15 protein-coding genes are annotated in these 15,018 nt (G+C 70.7%); 7 read left to right on the top strand and 8 right to left on the bottom strand.

Going from position 1 to position 15,018, the window contains the following annotated elements:
* Positions 1–92: 92 nt before the first annotated feature.
* Positions 93–731, bottom strand: coding sequence for a DUF6758 family protein (locus tag AB0M67_RS20730; RefSeq protein WP_365747396.1), 639 nt, complete (start codon positions 729–731; stop codon positions 93–95).
* A 159-nt stretch (positions 732–890) separates the two neighbouring features.
* Here AB0M67_RS20730 and AB0M67_RS20725 point away from each other — a divergent pair, with 159 nt between their 5' ends.
* The gene (locus tag AB0M67_RS20725; protein ID WP_365747394.1) at positions 891–2,123 is read left to right on the top strand and encodes an MFS transporter; all 1,233 of its coding nucleotides are present in this window, start codon (positions 891–893) and stop codon (positions 2,121–2,123) included.
* An 83-nt stretch (positions 2,124–2,206) separates the two neighbouring features.
* Here AB0M67_RS20725 and AB0M67_RS20720 read toward each other — a convergent pair whose 3' ends face one another.
* Positions 2,207–2,803, bottom strand: a complete 597-nt coding sequence (locus tag AB0M67_RS20720; protein ID WP_365747392.1) for a suppressor of fused domain protein — start codon at positions 2,801–2,803, stop codon at positions 2,207–2,209.
* 445 nt (positions 2,804–3,248) lie between these two features.
* On the opposite strand from AB0M67_RS20720, the gene AB0M67_RS20715 reads away from it, so the two are divergent.
* Positions 3,249–4,373, top strand: coding sequence for a magnesium and cobalt transport protein CorA (locus tag AB0M67_RS20715; protein WP_365747390.1), 1,125 nt, complete (start codon positions 3,249–3,251; stop codon positions 4,371–4,373).
* A gap of 56 nt (positions 4,374–4,429) precedes the next feature.
* Complete coding sequence (locus tag AB0M67_RS20710; RefSeq protein ID WP_365747389.1) at positions 4,430–4,987, top strand: hypothetical protein; 558 nt, start codon at positions 4,430–4,432, stop codon at positions 4,985–4,987.
* Here the strand turns inward: AB0M67_RS20710 and AB0M67_RS20705 are convergent.
* Positions 4,984–5,757 carry a hypothetical protein gene (locus AB0M67_RS20705; protein WP_365747387.1) on the bottom strand — a complete coding sequence of 258 codons (774 nt, stop codon included), beginning with the start codon at positions 5,755–5,757 and terminating at the stop codon, positions 4,984–4,986. The genes AB0M67_RS20710 and AB0M67_RS20705 overlap by 4 nt on opposite strands.
* 206 nt (positions 5,758–5,963) lie before the next feature.
* On the opposite strand from AB0M67_RS20705, the gene AB0M67_RS20700 reads away from it, so the two are divergent.
* From AB0M67_RS20700 to AB0M67_RS20690, 3 genes are read left to right on the top strand one after another with little or no spacing between them, the layout of a single operon-like run.
* On the top strand, positions 5,964–7,241 hold the full coding sequence (locus tag AB0M67_RS20700) for a CBS domain-containing protein (RefSeq protein WP_365747385.1): 1,278 nt from the start codon (positions 5,964–5,966) through the stop codon (positions 7,239–7,241).
* Positions 7,234–7,824: a DUF1003 domain-containing protein gene (locus tag AB0M67_RS20695; RefSeq protein WP_365747384.1), complete on the top strand. Its 591-nt coding sequence runs from the start codon at positions 7,234–7,236 to the stop codon at positions 7,822–7,824. Before AB0M67_RS20700 ends, AB0M67_RS20695 begins: the two co-directional genes overlap by 8 nt.
* Before the next feature lie 42 nt (positions 7,825–7,866).
* Positions 7,867–9,027, top strand: coding sequence for an Mrp/NBP35 family ATP-binding protein (locus AB0M67_RS20690; protein ID WP_365747382.1), 1,161 nt, complete (start codon positions 7,867–7,869; stop codon positions 9,025–9,027).
* A 106-nt stretch (positions 9,028–9,133) separates the two neighbouring features.
* Here the strand turns inward: AB0M67_RS20690 and AB0M67_RS20685 are convergent, their stop codons facing one another.
* The 5 genes from AB0M67_RS20685 to sigE form a co-directional block, all read right to left on the bottom strand.
* Positions 9,134–9,799 (bottom strand): hypothetical protein, encoded by a 666-nt coding sequence (locus AB0M67_RS20685; protein WP_365747381.1) that lies wholly within the window; start codon positions 9,797–9,799, stop codon positions 9,134–9,136.
* A gap of 114 nt (positions 9,800–9,913) precedes the next feature.
* Positions 9,914–10,402 carry a sec-independent translocase gene (locus AB0M67_RS20680; RefSeq protein WP_365747379.1) on the bottom strand — a complete coding sequence of 163 codons (489 nt, stop codon included), beginning with the start codon at positions 10,400–10,402 and terminating at the stop codon, positions 9,914–9,916.
* 93 nt (positions 10,403–10,495) lie between these two features.
* Positions 10,496–12,277, bottom strand: a complete 1,782-nt coding sequence (locus AB0M67_RS20675; protein ID WP_365747377.1) for a trypsin-like peptidase domain-containing protein — start codon at positions 12,275–12,277, stop codon at positions 10,496–10,498.
* An 88-nt stretch (positions 12,278–12,365) separates the two neighbouring features.
* A complete protein-coding gene (locus AB0M67_RS20670) occupies positions 12,366–13,250 on the bottom strand; it encodes a zf-HC2 domain-containing protein (protein WP_365747376.1) in 885 nt (294 codons plus the stop codon).
* Entirely contained in the window at positions 13,247–14,005 is a 759-nt protein-coding gene (gene sigE, locus AB0M67_RS20665) for an RNA polymerase sigma factor SigE (protein ID WP_365747374.1), read from the bottom strand. The genes AB0M67_RS20670 and sigE overlap by 4 nt, the downstream gene beginning before the upstream one ends.
* A gap of 106 nt (positions 14,006–14,111) precedes the next feature.
* Between sigE and AB0M67_RS20660 the strand changes: the two genes are divergently transcribed.
* Positions 14,112–14,813, top strand: coding sequence for an O-methyltransferase (locus AB0M67_RS20660; RefSeq protein ID WP_365747444.1), 702 nt, complete (start codon positions 14,112–14,114; stop codon positions 14,811–14,813).
* Positions 14,814–15,018 lie beyond the last annotated feature (205 nt).

The raw sequence follows: 15,018 nt of genomic DNA, 5'->3' as shown, positions 1-15,018 counted from the left end.
GGATAACGGCAGACCGGGAAGGCCCAGGACGCGTCGCACAGGCCCCCCGCGGGCCGGGACGTACCGGCGGGGGCCCACAGGGGACCGGGGCGTCAGGAGAGCAGTCGGGGCGACAGGGCCCCGCAGGGCAGCAGCTCCATCTCCGCGCCCACGTCCCGCAGATCGGTCAGCACCACCTCGTCGTAGAGCAGCAGCCCCGACTGCTCGGGCCAGACGATGGCCCACAGCCACAGCCCGAGCGCCTCGCCCGCGAAGACCGCGCGGTCGTCCGGGGCATCGGCGACATGCCAGAGCGGGGTGGGCCTCCCGGCCGCGAGCAGCTTCGTCGGCGGTGGCTTGTCGACACAGATGGCGGGACCCGGGTCCGGGCCGTCGATCCCCGCGTAGCGCGCGCCGAGCCCCACGCCGAGCTCCTCGGCGACGAGCAGCAGCTCCCCCATACCGCCGAGCGGCCCCGGCCCTGAGCAGGCGACGGCGGTGGCGCGTCCGCCGCTGCGGTCGTCGCCCGCGTACGCGACGCCGGTGAAGAGCCAGCCGACGGGCAGCGGCCAGGGCATCCACACCGGCACCCGGGCGCGGTGCACCACGACGCCGAGGGCCTCGACGCTGGGCGGTATCACGGGCTGCAGCGGGTACACCGTGCCATGTACATCGCACTGCCAGGAGTCGGCGAAGAGGCCGGGCGCCCTGACTCGGCCACCGCACTTCGGGCAACTGGGTTCGCCCCTCATAGCGCCCCACGCTCCTCCCCGGCCGACGTCGCGTCAAGGACGATCACCCGTCCGGTCAGAGTCCGGGCATCAGGAAATAGATGTATCTTGCATTCATTAGCCTGTCTAACTTATTGTGTGCATATCGCATCGACCTAGCTGAGAGTGAGGACCCGCCTCATGCGCGGAGAGGATCCGTTCGACGAGGGAGCAGGCGGTCTGCTGCGTCAGCCGAAGGCCGTCTGGGCCACGGCCGGCGCGTCCGTCGTGGCCTTCATGGGGATCGGTCTGGTGGACCCGATCCTGCCGTCCATCGCCAAGGGGCTGGCCGCCACCCCGAGCCAGGTCTCGCTGCTCTTCACCTCGTACTTCCTGATCACCGCGGTCGCCATGCTCCTCACGGGCTGGGTCTCCAGCCGGATAGGCGGCCGGAAGACCCTGCTCGTCGGCCTGGCGCTCGTCGTGGTCTTCGCGGCCCTGTCGGGCACGTCGTCGTCGGTGGGCGAGCTGGTCGGCTTCCGGGCCGGCTGGGGGCTCGGCAACGCGCTCTTCGTCTCGACGGCGCTCGCCGTGATCGTCGGCGCGGCGGCCGGGGGCAGCGCGGCGGCGATCCTGCTGTACGAGTCGGCGCTCGGTCTCGGCATGGCCTGCGGACCGCTGCTCGGCGCGGTGCTCGGCGACGCCAGCTGGCGCTATCCGTTCTTCGGCACCGCGGCCCTGATGGCCATCGGGTTCGTCTGCGTCACCGCGTTCCTCAAGGAGCAGCCCAGGCCCGCGCACAGGACGTCGCTGCTCGACCCGGTCAAGGCCCTGGGGCACGGCGGGCTCGCGTCGGCCGCCGCCGCGGCGTTCTTCTACAACTACGCCTTCTTCACGGTCCTGGCCTTCACGCCGTTCGTGCTGAACATGACCCCGTACCGGTCGGGGGCGGTCTTCTGCGCCTGGGGGCTGCTGCTCGCGGTCTTCTCGGTGCTGGTGGCGCCCCGGCTGCAGCGGCGTTTCGGCTCGCTCAGGGTGCTGGGCGGCTCGCTCGTCCTGCTCGCCGCCGATCTGCTGGTGCTCGGGTACGGGAACCACACCGCGGCCGTCGCCGGCACGATCGTCTCCGGTGCCTTCATCGGCCTGAACAACACCGTCTTCACGGAACTGGCGCTGGGGGTCTCCGACGCGCCCCGGCCGGTGGCGAGCGCGGGCTACAACTTCGTCCGCTGGTTCGCCGCGGCGGCGGCGCCCTTCCTCGCACCGAAGATCGAGGAGTGGAGCGATGTCCACATCCCGTTCGTGATCGCCGCGCTCGCGGCCGTCGTGGGGGCGGCCATCGTCGGCGTACGGCGCGGCGCGCTGAGCCATGAGGCCGAGGAGGCGCGGCCCGCGCACGCCACGGAGGACGGCGTCGCCGTCTTCGCCGACTGAGCGTCACCAGGATCGGTCGGGATCGGTCCGCATCCTTCCGCATCGGTCCGGATCGGGTGCGGATCTGGTCCGGATCAGCCGGCTCAGTCCAGGGCTACGGAGACGCGCAGCGGGTCGCGCAGATCCGTGCCCCGCGCGAGCCAGCGCTCCTCCAGCTCCCGCGCGCCCCTGACCCGCTTCCACGCCGCCTCATTGGGCGTCATCGGCAGCAGCGGCAGAAACCGCACCGGCTCCAGCGGCGCGTCCAGCTCCAGATCCGCCACCAGCCCGCCGGACTCACCGACCAGTACGGAGCTGAAGGGCGCCCCCGGCCACAGCGGCTCACCGAGGTCGAGCGAACCGCCAGGCGCCACGATCACGCCCTCGACCTGCGGGGAAGCGGCCAGCACGGCCAGCGGGCGGAGCACCTGATCGGTATCGGCGAGCCCGGCGCGCAGCGACAGGACCAGCTCGGCCCGCGGCCCCTTCACCGGGTCGGCGAGCAACGCCGACGGATCCGCCATCGGCTGCGCCGACATTCCGAGCGTGACGTACCTCACCACATCGGAACCGCCCTGGGAGTCGAGGAAGCGCAGCACCTCGAAGCGGTCCGTCCCAAGGAACGTCACCGCGGCCCGCGCGTCCGGTTCGCCCAGCGCCGTACGGAGCCGGGCCTCGACCTGATCAAGAATTTCTCCCATCCGGCGAGCATAGGTGGCGTAAGAATTGGGCAAGGAACGGAGTTGGCCCCCAGTCTGCTGATAGTCTTGGCCGCTGGTCGGGACAGCACACGCGGAAGCGTTGGTCTCTTGTCCCGACGACACGTCATCCCCTACGGGGGACCGACCGGAGGAGGTGGGGCTGCGGTGGATCGAAGTCACCCGGCCAGTACCAGCCGCTCTTCCGCACGGACCTCTCGTCCGGTGATCTGACGCCCCGTCCCCCGGGCCCACGGCATCTCGCACGACGGAAGAGCACATCTCTCAGTACCCGAGCAGTACCTGAGTCCCTGAGTTCTCTGCCTGTCTGTAGCGAACGCCGTCACCGCGACCCCGCGGTGCCGCCCGCTTTGCGGACGTAGACATCACGTCCCCATTCCGGGCTGTGCCACGCCTCGCCGACGGCCTCTCCGTGAAGGAGCCCGCCATGTCGATGATCCGTGACCTGCGCGCAGCGGTCCGTCCGGCCCTGCGCAAGACCAAGCCCGCGTACAGCAAGTACGACACGTACGACGCCACCCGTGACCCCTCCGCGTCGAGCGCGGTGGTCGACTGCGCGGTCTACCGCGACGGCCACCGGGTCACCGAGAACCCCTGTGTCACCCCGCACGAGGCGATGCTGCGGGTGCGCGAGGGCGGCGGCTTCGCCTGGATCGGCCTGCACGAGCCGACCGAGGAGGAATTCGCCGGTATCGCGGCCGAGTTCGGGCTGCACCCGCTGGCGGTGGAGGACGCGGTGCACGCGCACCAGCGGCCCAAGCTGGAGCGGTACGACGACACCCTGTTCACCGTCTTCAAGACCATCCACTACGTCGAGCACGCCGAGCTGACCGCGACCAGCGAGGTGGTCGACACCGGCGAGGTCATGTGCTTCACCGGCCGGGACTTCGTGATCACGGTCCGGCACGGCGGCCAGGGCTCGCTGCGCGCGCTGCGCCACCGGCTGGAGAGCGACGCCGAGCTCCTCACCAAAGGGCCCTCGGCCGTACTGCACTCCATCGCCGACCATGTCGTCGACGGCTATGTCGCGGTGGCGGCGGCCGTCCAGGACGACATCGACGAGGTCGAGATCGATGTGTTCTCGGCACCGGCGAAGGGCAGCCCGCGCGGCTCGGACGCCGGCCGGATCTACCAGCTCAAGCGTGAGGTGCTGGAGTTCAAGCGGGCCGTGTCCCCGCTGCTGCGGCCGATGGAGCTGCTGAGCGAGCGGCCGATGCGGCTGGTCGACCCGGACATCCAGAAGTACTTCCGCGATGTCGCCGACCATCTGGCCCGGGTGCACGAGCAGGTCATCGGCTTCGACGAGCTGCTGAACTCGATCCTCCAGGCGAATCTGGCGCAGGCGACGGTCGCGCAGAACGAGGACATGCGCAAGATCACGTCCTGGGCGGCGATCATCGCCGTACCGACGGCCGTGTGCGGTGTCTACGGCATGAACTTCGATCACATGCCGGAGCTGGGGTGGAAGTACGGCTATCCCATGGTGCTCGTCGCGATCGCCACCATCTGTGTGACGATCCACCGCACCCTCAAGCGGAACGGCTGGCTCTAGAGACCGTCGGGAGAGACCGTCCGGCCGCCCTCCCGGCGGCTGGATAGGCTGCGGTCATGACAGAACCAGACCTCGGGCACGTCCCCGGGCCCGACCTCGGCCAGGTCCTCGTCGAAGAGGCCACCAAGAAGTCGGGCCTCATCTGGGTCCGCGGCTCGGGCCCCGACCGCGCGCTGTGGCACGTATGGCACGAGGGCGCGGCGCTGCTGGTCGGGGACGGCCCCGGGGAGCAGCCGCTGCCGGGGCTCGTGGACGGCTCCGCCGCCGAGGTGACCGTACGGAGCAAGGACAAGGGCGGTCGGCTCGTCGCCTGGACGGCGGCCGTCGTGGAGCTGGCGCCGCACACGGAGGGCTGGGAGACGGCCGTCGCCGAGCTCAAGGGCAAGCGGCTGAACGCGCCCGACGCCGAGGTGATGACGGAGCGTTGGGCGCGCGAGTGCCGGGTGCTGCGGCTGACGCCGCGGGCCGCGATCACCGACCTGCCCGACTCCTCGCTCGCGGCGGCGCCGCTGCCGACCCCGGCGACGACCCGTCAGCCCCGGCCCGCCCCGCTCGGCCGGCTGCTGTTCAAGCGCGACAAGGGCAGGGACGCGGCCAGGGGCGAGCGGGGTTAGTCGTTGGTGGCCGGGAGCCGGCTGCCGTAGTCGAGGGTCTCGCCCTTGGCCGGCGCCGTCAGCTCGAAGTCGCGGCCCCAGTCGGCGAGCGAGAGCGTCCCCGCGCCGCCCGCACGCACCAGTTGCAGCGGGTACGGCGTGCCCTCCAGCGAGACGTCCAGCGTCCCGCCGTCGCCCTCACTGCCATTGATCTTGATGGTCTTCACACCGCCGATGCGGTCGCGGGCGCCCTTGTTCAGCTTGCCGTGCAGCGTCAGTATCCCGGCGAGCAGCACCTTCATATCGGTGAAGCCGCTCAGCTGCTTGTACGAGGGGTCGTCCTCCGGGACCTTCACATACTTGTCCTGGAGCTTGTCGGCGGCCTCGGCGTCCGAACCGCTCGGCTTGGTGGTCTCCTTGCCGTCCTCGCCGCTCGCGTGGCTCCAGAAACCGGCGTCGGCCTTCAGGAAGAGCGTGTCCTCGATGCGCAGCAACTGGAAGGTGCTGTTCTTCGAGGTGACGGTGCCGGTCCCGCCGTTCGCCTTGAGCCGCATATTGAGCTTGTAGGTCTCCCCCTGGGTGACCAGCGTGCCGGAGAGCCTGACCGCGGCGGCGGCGTTCGCCGACGTCCGCGCCTTTCTCTCGATCTCGGTGGCGGAGAGCTTGCCGACCCCGTTCGTGCCCTCGTCCGGGTCCTCACCGCATGCCGTGAGAACCGCGGCCAGCCCCACGCAGAACGCGACGGGGAGAGCGACCCTGCGGGCACGGCCGAACGACAGGAGAACGGTCACAGACGCACTGCCTCTCAAACGCAGCTGGGGGGTGGCAGACCGCAGCGTACCCGGGCCGGAGGCACGCCTCGACAGGGAGCCGCACAGTCGTCGGGGGAAGGCCGTACGGACGGATCCGTCAGGGCATACCGCAGCGGTACGGGCTAGCCTGAACCCGTTATCCCGCCGGATAGAAGGACAACCGAGGGCGAAGGAGGCGCTGGGAAATGGCGGCAGGCGCCCCCCGGATCTTTGTCTCGCATATCGCCGGTGTGGCCGTCTTCGATCCGGCCGGCGACCAGGTGGGCCGGGTCCGCGATCTCGTCGCGATGCTGCGGGTCGGCGGCCGTCCGCCCCGGCTGCTCGGGCTGGTCGTCGAGGTGCTCAGCCGGCGCCGGATCTTTCTGCCCATGACCCGGGTGACCGGTGTCGAGTCGGGCCAGGTGATCAGCACGGGCGTACTCAACATGCGCCGCTTCGAGCAGCGGCCCACCGAGCGCCTCGTCCTCGGCGAGCTGCTCGACCGCAGGGTGCGGCTCGTGGAGAACGGCGAGGAGGTGACGGTCCTCGATGTCGCCATCCGTCAGCTGCCGGCCCGCCGGGACTGGGAGATCGACAAGGTCTTCGTACGGCGTGGCAGGAAGGGCGGCGCCCTGCGGCGGCGGGGGGAGACCCTGACCGTCGACTGGTCCGCGGTCACGGGCTTCTCGCTGGAGGAGGAGGGGCAGGGCGCGGAGAACCTTGTCGCCACCTTCGAACGGCTGCGCCCGGTCGAAGTCGCCAATGTGCTGCATCATCTGACGCCGAAGCGGCGGGGCGAGGTGGCCGTCGCCCTCGATGACGACCGGCTCGCCGATGTCATGGAGGAGCTGCCCGAGGACGACCAGGTGGAGATCCTCGGCAAGCTCAAGGAGGAGCGCGCGGCCGATGTCCTGGAGGCGATGGACCCGGACGACGCGGCCGACCTGCTCTCCGAGCTGCCCGAGAGCGACAAGGAACGGCTGCTCACGCTGATGCGGCCGGACGACGCGGCCGATGTGCGGCGGCTGATGTCGTACGAGGAGCGCACGGCGGGCGGTCTGATGACGACCGACCCGATCGTGCTGCGGCCCGACGCGACGGTGGCGGACGCGCTGGCGCGGGTACGGCTCCCGGACCTCTCCCCCGCGCTGGCGGCGCAGGTCTATGTCTGCCGGCCGCCGGACGAGACGCCGACGGGCAAGTATCTGGGCACGGTGCACTTCCAGCGGCTGCTGCGGGATCCGCCGTACACACTGGTCAGCTCGATCGTCGACAGCGATCTGCCGCCGCTCGCGCCCGACACCACGCTGCCCGCGATCACCAGCCATCTCGCCGCCTACAACATGGTCTCGGCGCCCGTGGTGGACGAGGGCGGCTCGCTGCTCGGCGCCGTGACCGTCGATGACGTACTCGACCATCTGCTGCCCGACGACTGGCGGGAGACCGGTTACCACGGGCTGGACGGGGCGGCCCGTGGTGAGTGAGCGGCCCGACAGGGAGGCCGGCCGGGAGCGCGCACGGACCGGCTCCGGGGCCGGGTCGACCGCGTTGCTGCGCGGTGGCCGGATCAGGCTCGACCAGCCGGCCCCACCGCGGCGCAGACTGCTGCCCGAGTACGACCCCGAGGCTTTCGGGGTGCTTTCGGAGCGTATCGCCCGCTTCCTGGGAACGGGGCGCTTCATCGTCTGGATGACGCTGATCATCATCGTCTGGCTCGTCTGGAACGTCACGGCCCCGCGCGAACTGCGCTTCGACCCGTACCCGTTCATCTTCCTGACGCTGATGCTCTCCCTCCAGGCCTCGTACGCCGCGCCGCTGATCCTGCTGGCACAGAACCGCCAGGACGACCGGGACCGGGTCACACAGGAGCAGGAGCGCAAGCAGAACGAGCGCTCGATCGCCGACACCGAGTATCTGACACGCGAGATCGCGGCGCTGCGGATCGGCCTCGGCGAGGTCGCCACGCGCGACTGGATCCGGTCGGAGCTTCAGGATCTGGTGCGGGACATGGCGGAGCGGCACTCGCCGCCCCAGGTGGAACCCGGACGCGAGGAAACCGACCGCTGACGGGTTTTCCTGAGCCGGTGCGGATCGCCGTACCATCTCGGTATGGCTACCGACACGTACGGAACCGCCGTCCCCGCGGAAGAAGCGGTGCGCGAAGCGCTGGCGACGGTGAACGACCCCGAGATCCATCGGCCGATCACCGACCTCGGCATGGTCAAATCGGTTGATATCGGTGCGGACGGTGCGGTGGCCGTCACGGTCTATCTGACGGTTTCCGGCTGCCCGATGCGCGACACGATCACCCGGAACGTGACCGACGCGGTCGCCCGGGTCGCGGGTGTCACACGCGTGGACGTCACGCTGGACGTGATGGGCGACGAACAGCGCCGCGAGCTGGCGGCCTCCCTGCGCGGCGGCACCGCCGAGCGCGAGGTGCCGTTCGCCCAGCCGGGCTCCCTGACCCGGGTGTACGCGGTGGCGTCGGGCAAGGGCGGTGTCGGCAAGTCCTCGGTGACGGTCAACCTGGCCGCCGCGATGGCGGCCGACGGGCTGAAGGTCGGGGTGGTCGACGCGGACATCTACGGGCACAGCGTGCCGCGGATGCTCGGCGCGGACGGCAAGCCCACCCAGGTCGAGAACATGATCATGCCGCCGTCGGCGAACGGTGTGAAGGTGATCTCCATCGGGATGTTCACCCCGGGCAACACGCCGGTCGTCTGGCGCGGCCCGATGCTGCACCGCGCGCTCCAGCAGTTCCTCGCGGACGTCTACTGGGGCGATCTGGATGTACTGCTGCTCGACCTGCCGCCGGGGACAGGCGATATCGCGATCTCCGTGGCGCAGCTCGTGCCGAACGCCGAGATCCTGGTGGTCACCACCCCGCAGCAGGCCGCGGCCGAGGTCGCGGAGCGGGCCGGTTCCATCGCCGTACAGACCCATCAGAAGATCGTCGGTGTGGTCGAGAACATGTCGGGTCTGCCGTGCCCGCACTGCGACGAGATGATCGACGTCTTCGGCACCGGCGGCGGCAAGCTGGTCGCCGAGGGGCTGACGAGGACGACCGGCGCCGAGGTGCCGGTGCTCGGCGCGATCCCGATCGACGTACGGCTGCGGGAGGGCGGCGACGAGGGCAAGCCCATCGTGCTCTCCGACCCCGACTCACCGGCGGCCACCGCGCTGCGCGGGATCGCCGGCAAGCTCGGCGGGCGGCAGCGCGGTCTGTCGGGCATGTCGCTGGGGATCACCCCGCGCAACAAGTTCTGAGCCGGGCGGGCCCGGACGGCGCAACAGGTAAGGGGCGACCGCCCATTGCGGTCGCCCCTTACCTGTTGTCCCAGGAGGTCCTGTGGTCCTGAAAGGCCCTGCTGTCCTAGGAGGCGTACGTCCTGATGTCCTCGATCACCGAGAAGCCGAGGCCGTAGGGGCTCATCCCACGCCCGTACGCCCCGAGATGCACCCCGCGGCGCGTCGAGCCCGCCAGCACCCAGCCGAACTCCGACTCGCGGTAATGGAAGGGCGTCGGCTCCCCGTCGACCGGCAGCGAGAGTGTCGTCCACTCCGGCCCGTCCAGATCGTCGGCCAGCTCGAACGCCGCCTCTGTCTGCTGGTCCAGCCAGTTGTCACGCAGCGCGTGGTCCAGCTGCGGGGGCCAGGTGAAGGCCAGCAGCGCCGAACCGGCCAGCCAGGCCGCGGAGGAGGCCGTGGTGGCGTCCAGGTGGCCCGTACCGTCACCGGTGCGCCGTTCGGGGCTTGTGGCCACCGTCACGACCACCGCGAAGCGTTCCCTGTGGGCGGCCGAAGCCTCCGGTCTTATCGACGGCTCTTCACCATGGCCCGTGGCGCCGTGCCGTACCGTTCCGTCGGCCGTCGCGCCGACCTGCATGAGCCAGCGCGGCCCGTTGAAGGCACCGTCCAGTCCGTACCAGGGGAAAGGCGCCCGCAGATAGCCTTCGACCGTACGCGGGGCGGCTGCCACTCCTCCGGCCTTGGCTGAGCCGGCCGCGTCCCGCGTGCCTGCCCGACTCGTCGTCTCCATCTGCCGGCGCCTCCTCGATCGTGAGCGTCCGGAGCGGCCCGCCGCCGACGGGCGCCTCACTGCCGGACAGATGGAGGATAGCCACCAGGTCCCGATTCATCGGGTTAGTCGTACTCAGGTGGCGTCTGCGTCGAAGGGCGGGCGAACGGGCTGAGCGGGCTTCTCCGGCTTCTTGAGCAGGTCGGGGATGGTGGAGGAGCCGTTCGCGGACGACCCGATCGCAGCGGAGCCATTCGTGGAGACCGGCGCCGCGGGGACGTCCGCGTCGGACGCGCTCTCATGACCGTTCACCGCGTCCGCGACCTCGTTCATCTCCTTGCGGAGGTCGAAGCTGCTGCGGATCTCGTTCAGCCCCAGATCGTCGTTGTCCATCAACTGCTTACGGACGAACGTCTTGGGGTTGAGGTCCTCGAATTCGAAGTCCTTGAACTCCGGGCCCAGCTCGGAGCGGATGTCTTCCTTGGCACTCTCGGAGAACGCGCGGACCTTTCTTATGAAGCCGGAGACGTCCTGAATGACCTTGGGCAGCTTCTCGGGACCGAAGACGATCACGGCGAGGACCGCGATCGCGATCACCTCAAGGGCGCCAATGTCATTGAACACGTGCTGCTCCTCGGGTGGATCGAAGGTTGGGCGAGGTCCGGGCCGCTCCACGGTACCTGCCGGAACTGTCCGGGCGGTACCTTCTGGTGGCCGTCAGGTGCCGTCCGCGGAGCCGAGAGTCAACTTCATGGTCCGCTCTTTACCTCCGCGGGTCAGGGTCAGCTCCAGTTGGTCGCCGGGGCGGTGGGCGCGGATCTTGATGATCAGCTCCTCGCCGCTGTGCACCCGCCGGCCGTTCACTTCCGTGATGATGTCCCCCGGCTTGATTCCGGCCTTGGCTCCGGGGCCGCCCGCGGTCACCGCGGGACCGCCGTCGGCGCCCTCGTCACCGACCCGGGCGCCGTCGCCCGCGTACTCCATGTCGAGACTGACGCCGATCACGGGGTGTGTGGCCTTCCCGGTGTTGATCAGCTCCTCGGCGACGCGCTTGCCCTGGTTGATCGGTATCGCGAAGCCGAGGCCTATGGAGCCCGACTGGCCGCCGGTGAGGCCGGTGCCGCTGTCCGCGGCGCGGATCGCGCTGTTGATGCCGATGACCCGGGCCCGGGTGTCCACCAGCGGACCGCCGGAGTTGCCGGGGTTGATCGGGGCGTCCGTCTGGAGCGCGTCCACATAGCTGATGTCGCTGCCGTCGCCCTTCTCACCGCCCGCGGTGATGGGGCGCTGCTTGGCGCTGATGATCCCGGAGGTCACGGTGTTGGACAGATCGAAGGGGGCGCCGATGGCCACGACGGGATCGCCGACCTGGACGCTGTCGGAGTTGCCCAGCGGGAGCGGCTTGAGCCCGGAGACACCGGTGACCTTGACGACGGCGAGGTCGTAGCCGCTGTCCTTGCCGACGAGCTTCGCCCTGGCGGTCTGGCCGCCGCTGAACGTGACCGATATCTCGCCGGAGGAGGCGGCCGGCTCGACGACATGGTTGTTCGTCAGGATGTGGCCCTGCCGGTCGAGGACGAAGCCCGTGCCGGTGCCCTGCTCGCCGCTGCCGCTGACATGCAGGGTGACGACGCTGGGCAGCGCGCTGGCGGCGATACCCGCGACGCTGTCGGGCGCGCGGCCACCGGCTTCCGCGTCGGACTGCGGGAGTTCGACGTTGATGAAGCCGCCGTTGCGTTCGATGTACGCGCCGACCGCGCCGCCGAGAACACAGGCGGCGAGGGCCAGCGCCCCGGCGGCGGCGAGCCCGGCCCGTCGGCCGCGCCGCTTGCGCGGCTCGCCGTACTGGGTCAGGGGCTGCTGCCCGGGCGCGTTCCAGGGGTCGTACCGGAGCCACTGCGACGTCTCGGGCACGCCGGGCGCCTGGGCGTGGGCCTGGGCCTGGGCCTGCGACAGCGGGGGCAGAGGCTGAGGCGGCGACGGGGGCAGGTGCTGATGTCCCGGCTGGTGATGCGGCGGCTGGGGCGACTGGTGCGGCTGCGCGTACGGCTGCCGCGGGATGTGGACCCCCGGCGGCGGCTGGTGCGCGGGCGGCGGCATCGGCGTGCCGTGGGCCGGGGTGGGGCGCTGTACGGGCGGAGCGAGCGCCCAGGGGCCGGGGCCACCGTAGGGCGGTGTGCTGTAGGCGTCGGGCTCGTGCAGCGGCTGCGGACGCCCCTGAGGCACCGGAGCGGCATCGACGGGCGCCGGAGCCGCGTCCACGGGCACGGGAGCCGCGTCGACGGGCGCCGGAACCGCATCAGCGGGCACGGGAGTCGGGTCGGCGGGCACGGGAGCCGGGGCGGTCACCTCTGACGGCTCGTCAGCGACGGGGGGCAGTTGCGCCGTCACCTCGTCACTCCGGGCCGGCGGCACCCCGGGCCCCTGCGGTATCGCGCCCTCCGTTGAGGGACGGCTCCACCACTTCGCCTTGGGTCCGGTCGGCTTCCCGTCGTCCATGCTCTCCCCGCAACTGCCGTTCCACGCCCTGACGGGCACCCCTGCCAAGGATTCAATCAGGTTTACGGAATTTCTCGCAGGGGGCCGCTCAGCGCCGGGCGGAAAGCGGTGCGCCGGGCAGTGTCGGCGCGGCCATCTGGGTCGGGTTGGGCGTGGCCGTGGGGCTGATCCCGGACGCCTCGTCGACATGCAGGGCCGAGCCCGTGGGCTGGATCAGCAGCGCCGGTGTCGGACCGACCAGGGCGCCCGGCGAGAACGGACGCTCGGAGAGCGTCTGCGTCTGGAACACACCGGGAGGGGCCGCGGGGGTCGGACGTTCGACGGACCGCGACAGCGCCCCGCCGCCGCTCTGCCGCCGGGAGGACTCACCGCCGACGGTGGCGGGGCCCGCGGTGCCGGGGGCCCGCATGGGTGTCACATTGTTGCCCGCGCCCCGGGGCAGGGCATCAGCGGCCGTACCGAGCGGCATCGTCCCGCCGAGGGCCATCGCGGCGAACGACACCGCGCTGGCGGCGGCGAAGGCGAACCGCTTGCCGCGCCATGGCGACCGCTCGGCCTCCTGGCGTCCGACGTCATGGATCCGGAAGCCGGAGCCGCTGGGCAGTACGGCGGCATGGGCGCCCGCCGGGACATAACCGAAGCCATCGGCGCGGACGCCGAAAACGCCCTCACCAAAGCGCCCCCCGTCGAAGAGCCCCTTTCCGTCGTCGTCATCACCGCCCCCGGAGCCGGGAAGGCCGCCCGGCAGTCCCTGGAGTCTGGCGAGCAGCCCGGCGGAGGGCGGCGGCGGAGCGGACTGGGCGAACACACTCTTCAGCCGGCGCTGGGCGTCGGCCTCCGCCTTGCACTTGGCGCAGGTGGCGAGATGGGCCAGCACGCGTTCACGCGCGTCATGATCCAGCTCTCCGTCCACCAAGGCGGCGAGTCTGTCCCCCAAGTGCTGCTCGGCGGGGGTGGGGCTGGTGCCACTCACGCCGCTCCGCCCTCCCCGGCCACACTCACGAAGGCGCGCTGCTCGGCCCTGGCCTCGGGGGAACGGTGCTGGAGAGCCTTGCGCAGATGCGAACGGCCCCGGTGGATCCGGCTGCGTACGGTGCCGAGCTTGACACCGAGCGTGGCCGCGATCTCCTCGTACGAAAGCCCCTCGATGTCGCAGAGCACCACGGCGGCACGGAACTCGGGGGCGAGGGTGTCCAGCGCCTGCTGGACGTCCGCGTCGAAGTGCGTGTCGTGGAAGACCTGCTGCGGCGACGGCTCACGGCTGGGCAGCCGCTCCGCCGCGTCGTCACCGAGCGCGTCGAACCGGATCCGCTGCTTGCGCCGGACCATGTCGAGGAAGAGGTTGGTGGTGATGCGGTGCAGCCAGCCCTCGAATGTGCCGGGGGTGTAGGTCGACAGCGAGCGGAAGACCCGGACGAAGACCTCCTGGGTCAGGTCCTCGGCGTCGTGCTGGTTGCCCGTGAGGCGGTAGGCGAGGCGGTAGACACGTCCGCTGTGCGTGCTGACGATCTCCTCCCAGCTGGGAGGCGTCCACGCCTGCGATTCCGCATCCGATGCGAAGGTCGCGGTAACTGCGGAGTCGGTGGAGCGAGAACGGTCAGCGAAGTTGGTCACGGATTTCGGCTTGCCGGCCGACCTGAGAAAGCGCGTCAGCACTCCTCCCCGATCCACAGGCTCAGCCGCACCTCCCCTATCGGCTCTGGTGGTGTCCAGTGGAGCCCCTACCATAGCCACTCCGCCCGTTAGCTCCGGATAAGAATCTTTACGTGAATTTAGGCCCGGTCGCAGGTCTTGATCCAGGTGTTCCCCGCTTCTTCTTAACGCCCGGTCCCATCTGCGGGTTCCCGGGCGCAGCGGATACAGTCACCGTTGCGCCGCCAACGGGGACAAGGAGAGGGTCATTACCGCCAACCGGCAGACGAGCTGGGCGTTCGCCGACGCCTTTGTCGCCGAGGACGAGGCACTGCTCTGGGCCCGGGACCGGGCCCGGGAGACAGGGCTCTGCTCGGTGTCACCAGGCACCGGCGCCGCGCTGCGTCTGCTCGCCGCCACCCTGGACGCGAAGGCGGTCGCCGAGATCGGCACCGGTACCGGCGTCTCGGGTACGTATCTGCTCCAGGGCATGCGGCCGGACGGCGTCCTGACCACGGTCGACACGGAGCCCGAGCGCCAGCAGTTCGCCCGGCAGGCCTTCCGGGCCGCGGGCTTCGCGGGGAACCGCGCGCGGTTCATCCCCGGCGGCGCCCTGGATGTGCTGCCCCGGCTCGCGGACGGCGGTTATGACCTTGTCTTCTGTGACGGTGACCGGCTGGAGTGCCTCGACTATCTCGCTGAATCGTTGCGGCTGCTGCGCCCCGGCGGCCTGGTCTGCTTCGAGGGCGTCTTCGCGGGCGGCAGGACGGTGGACTCGGCGGCCCAGCCCGCGGAGGTGCTGAGGCTGCGGGAGCTGCTGCGGACCGTACGGGAGAGCCCGGAGCTCCAGTCGACGCTGCTGCCGGTGGGCGACGGCCTGCTCTGCGCGATGCGGCGCGGCTGAGCCGGCCCGGAAGTACGCCGGCTCCCCGGGATACGCCGGCTCCCCGGGCGGAAGACCACAACAGCAGAACGCCCCGCTGAGCGGGCCACCGTGGAGAACAAGCCGGAACAGGCCACCGGAACTCGGACCGGACAGCAGTCTGCCCCGGCACGGACAGGTCCGTGCCGGGGCAGACTGCTGTCTGTCCAGAGGTGACCGAACACCC

It is taken from the genome of Streptomyces sp. NPDC051662 (genome assembly GCF_040681655.1).
In the GTDB taxonomy this organism is placed as follows: Bacteria; Actinomycetota; Actinomycetes; order Streptomycetales; family Streptomycetaceae; genus Streptomyces.
This window is presented reverse-complemented; position numbering and strand designations above follow the sequence as displayed.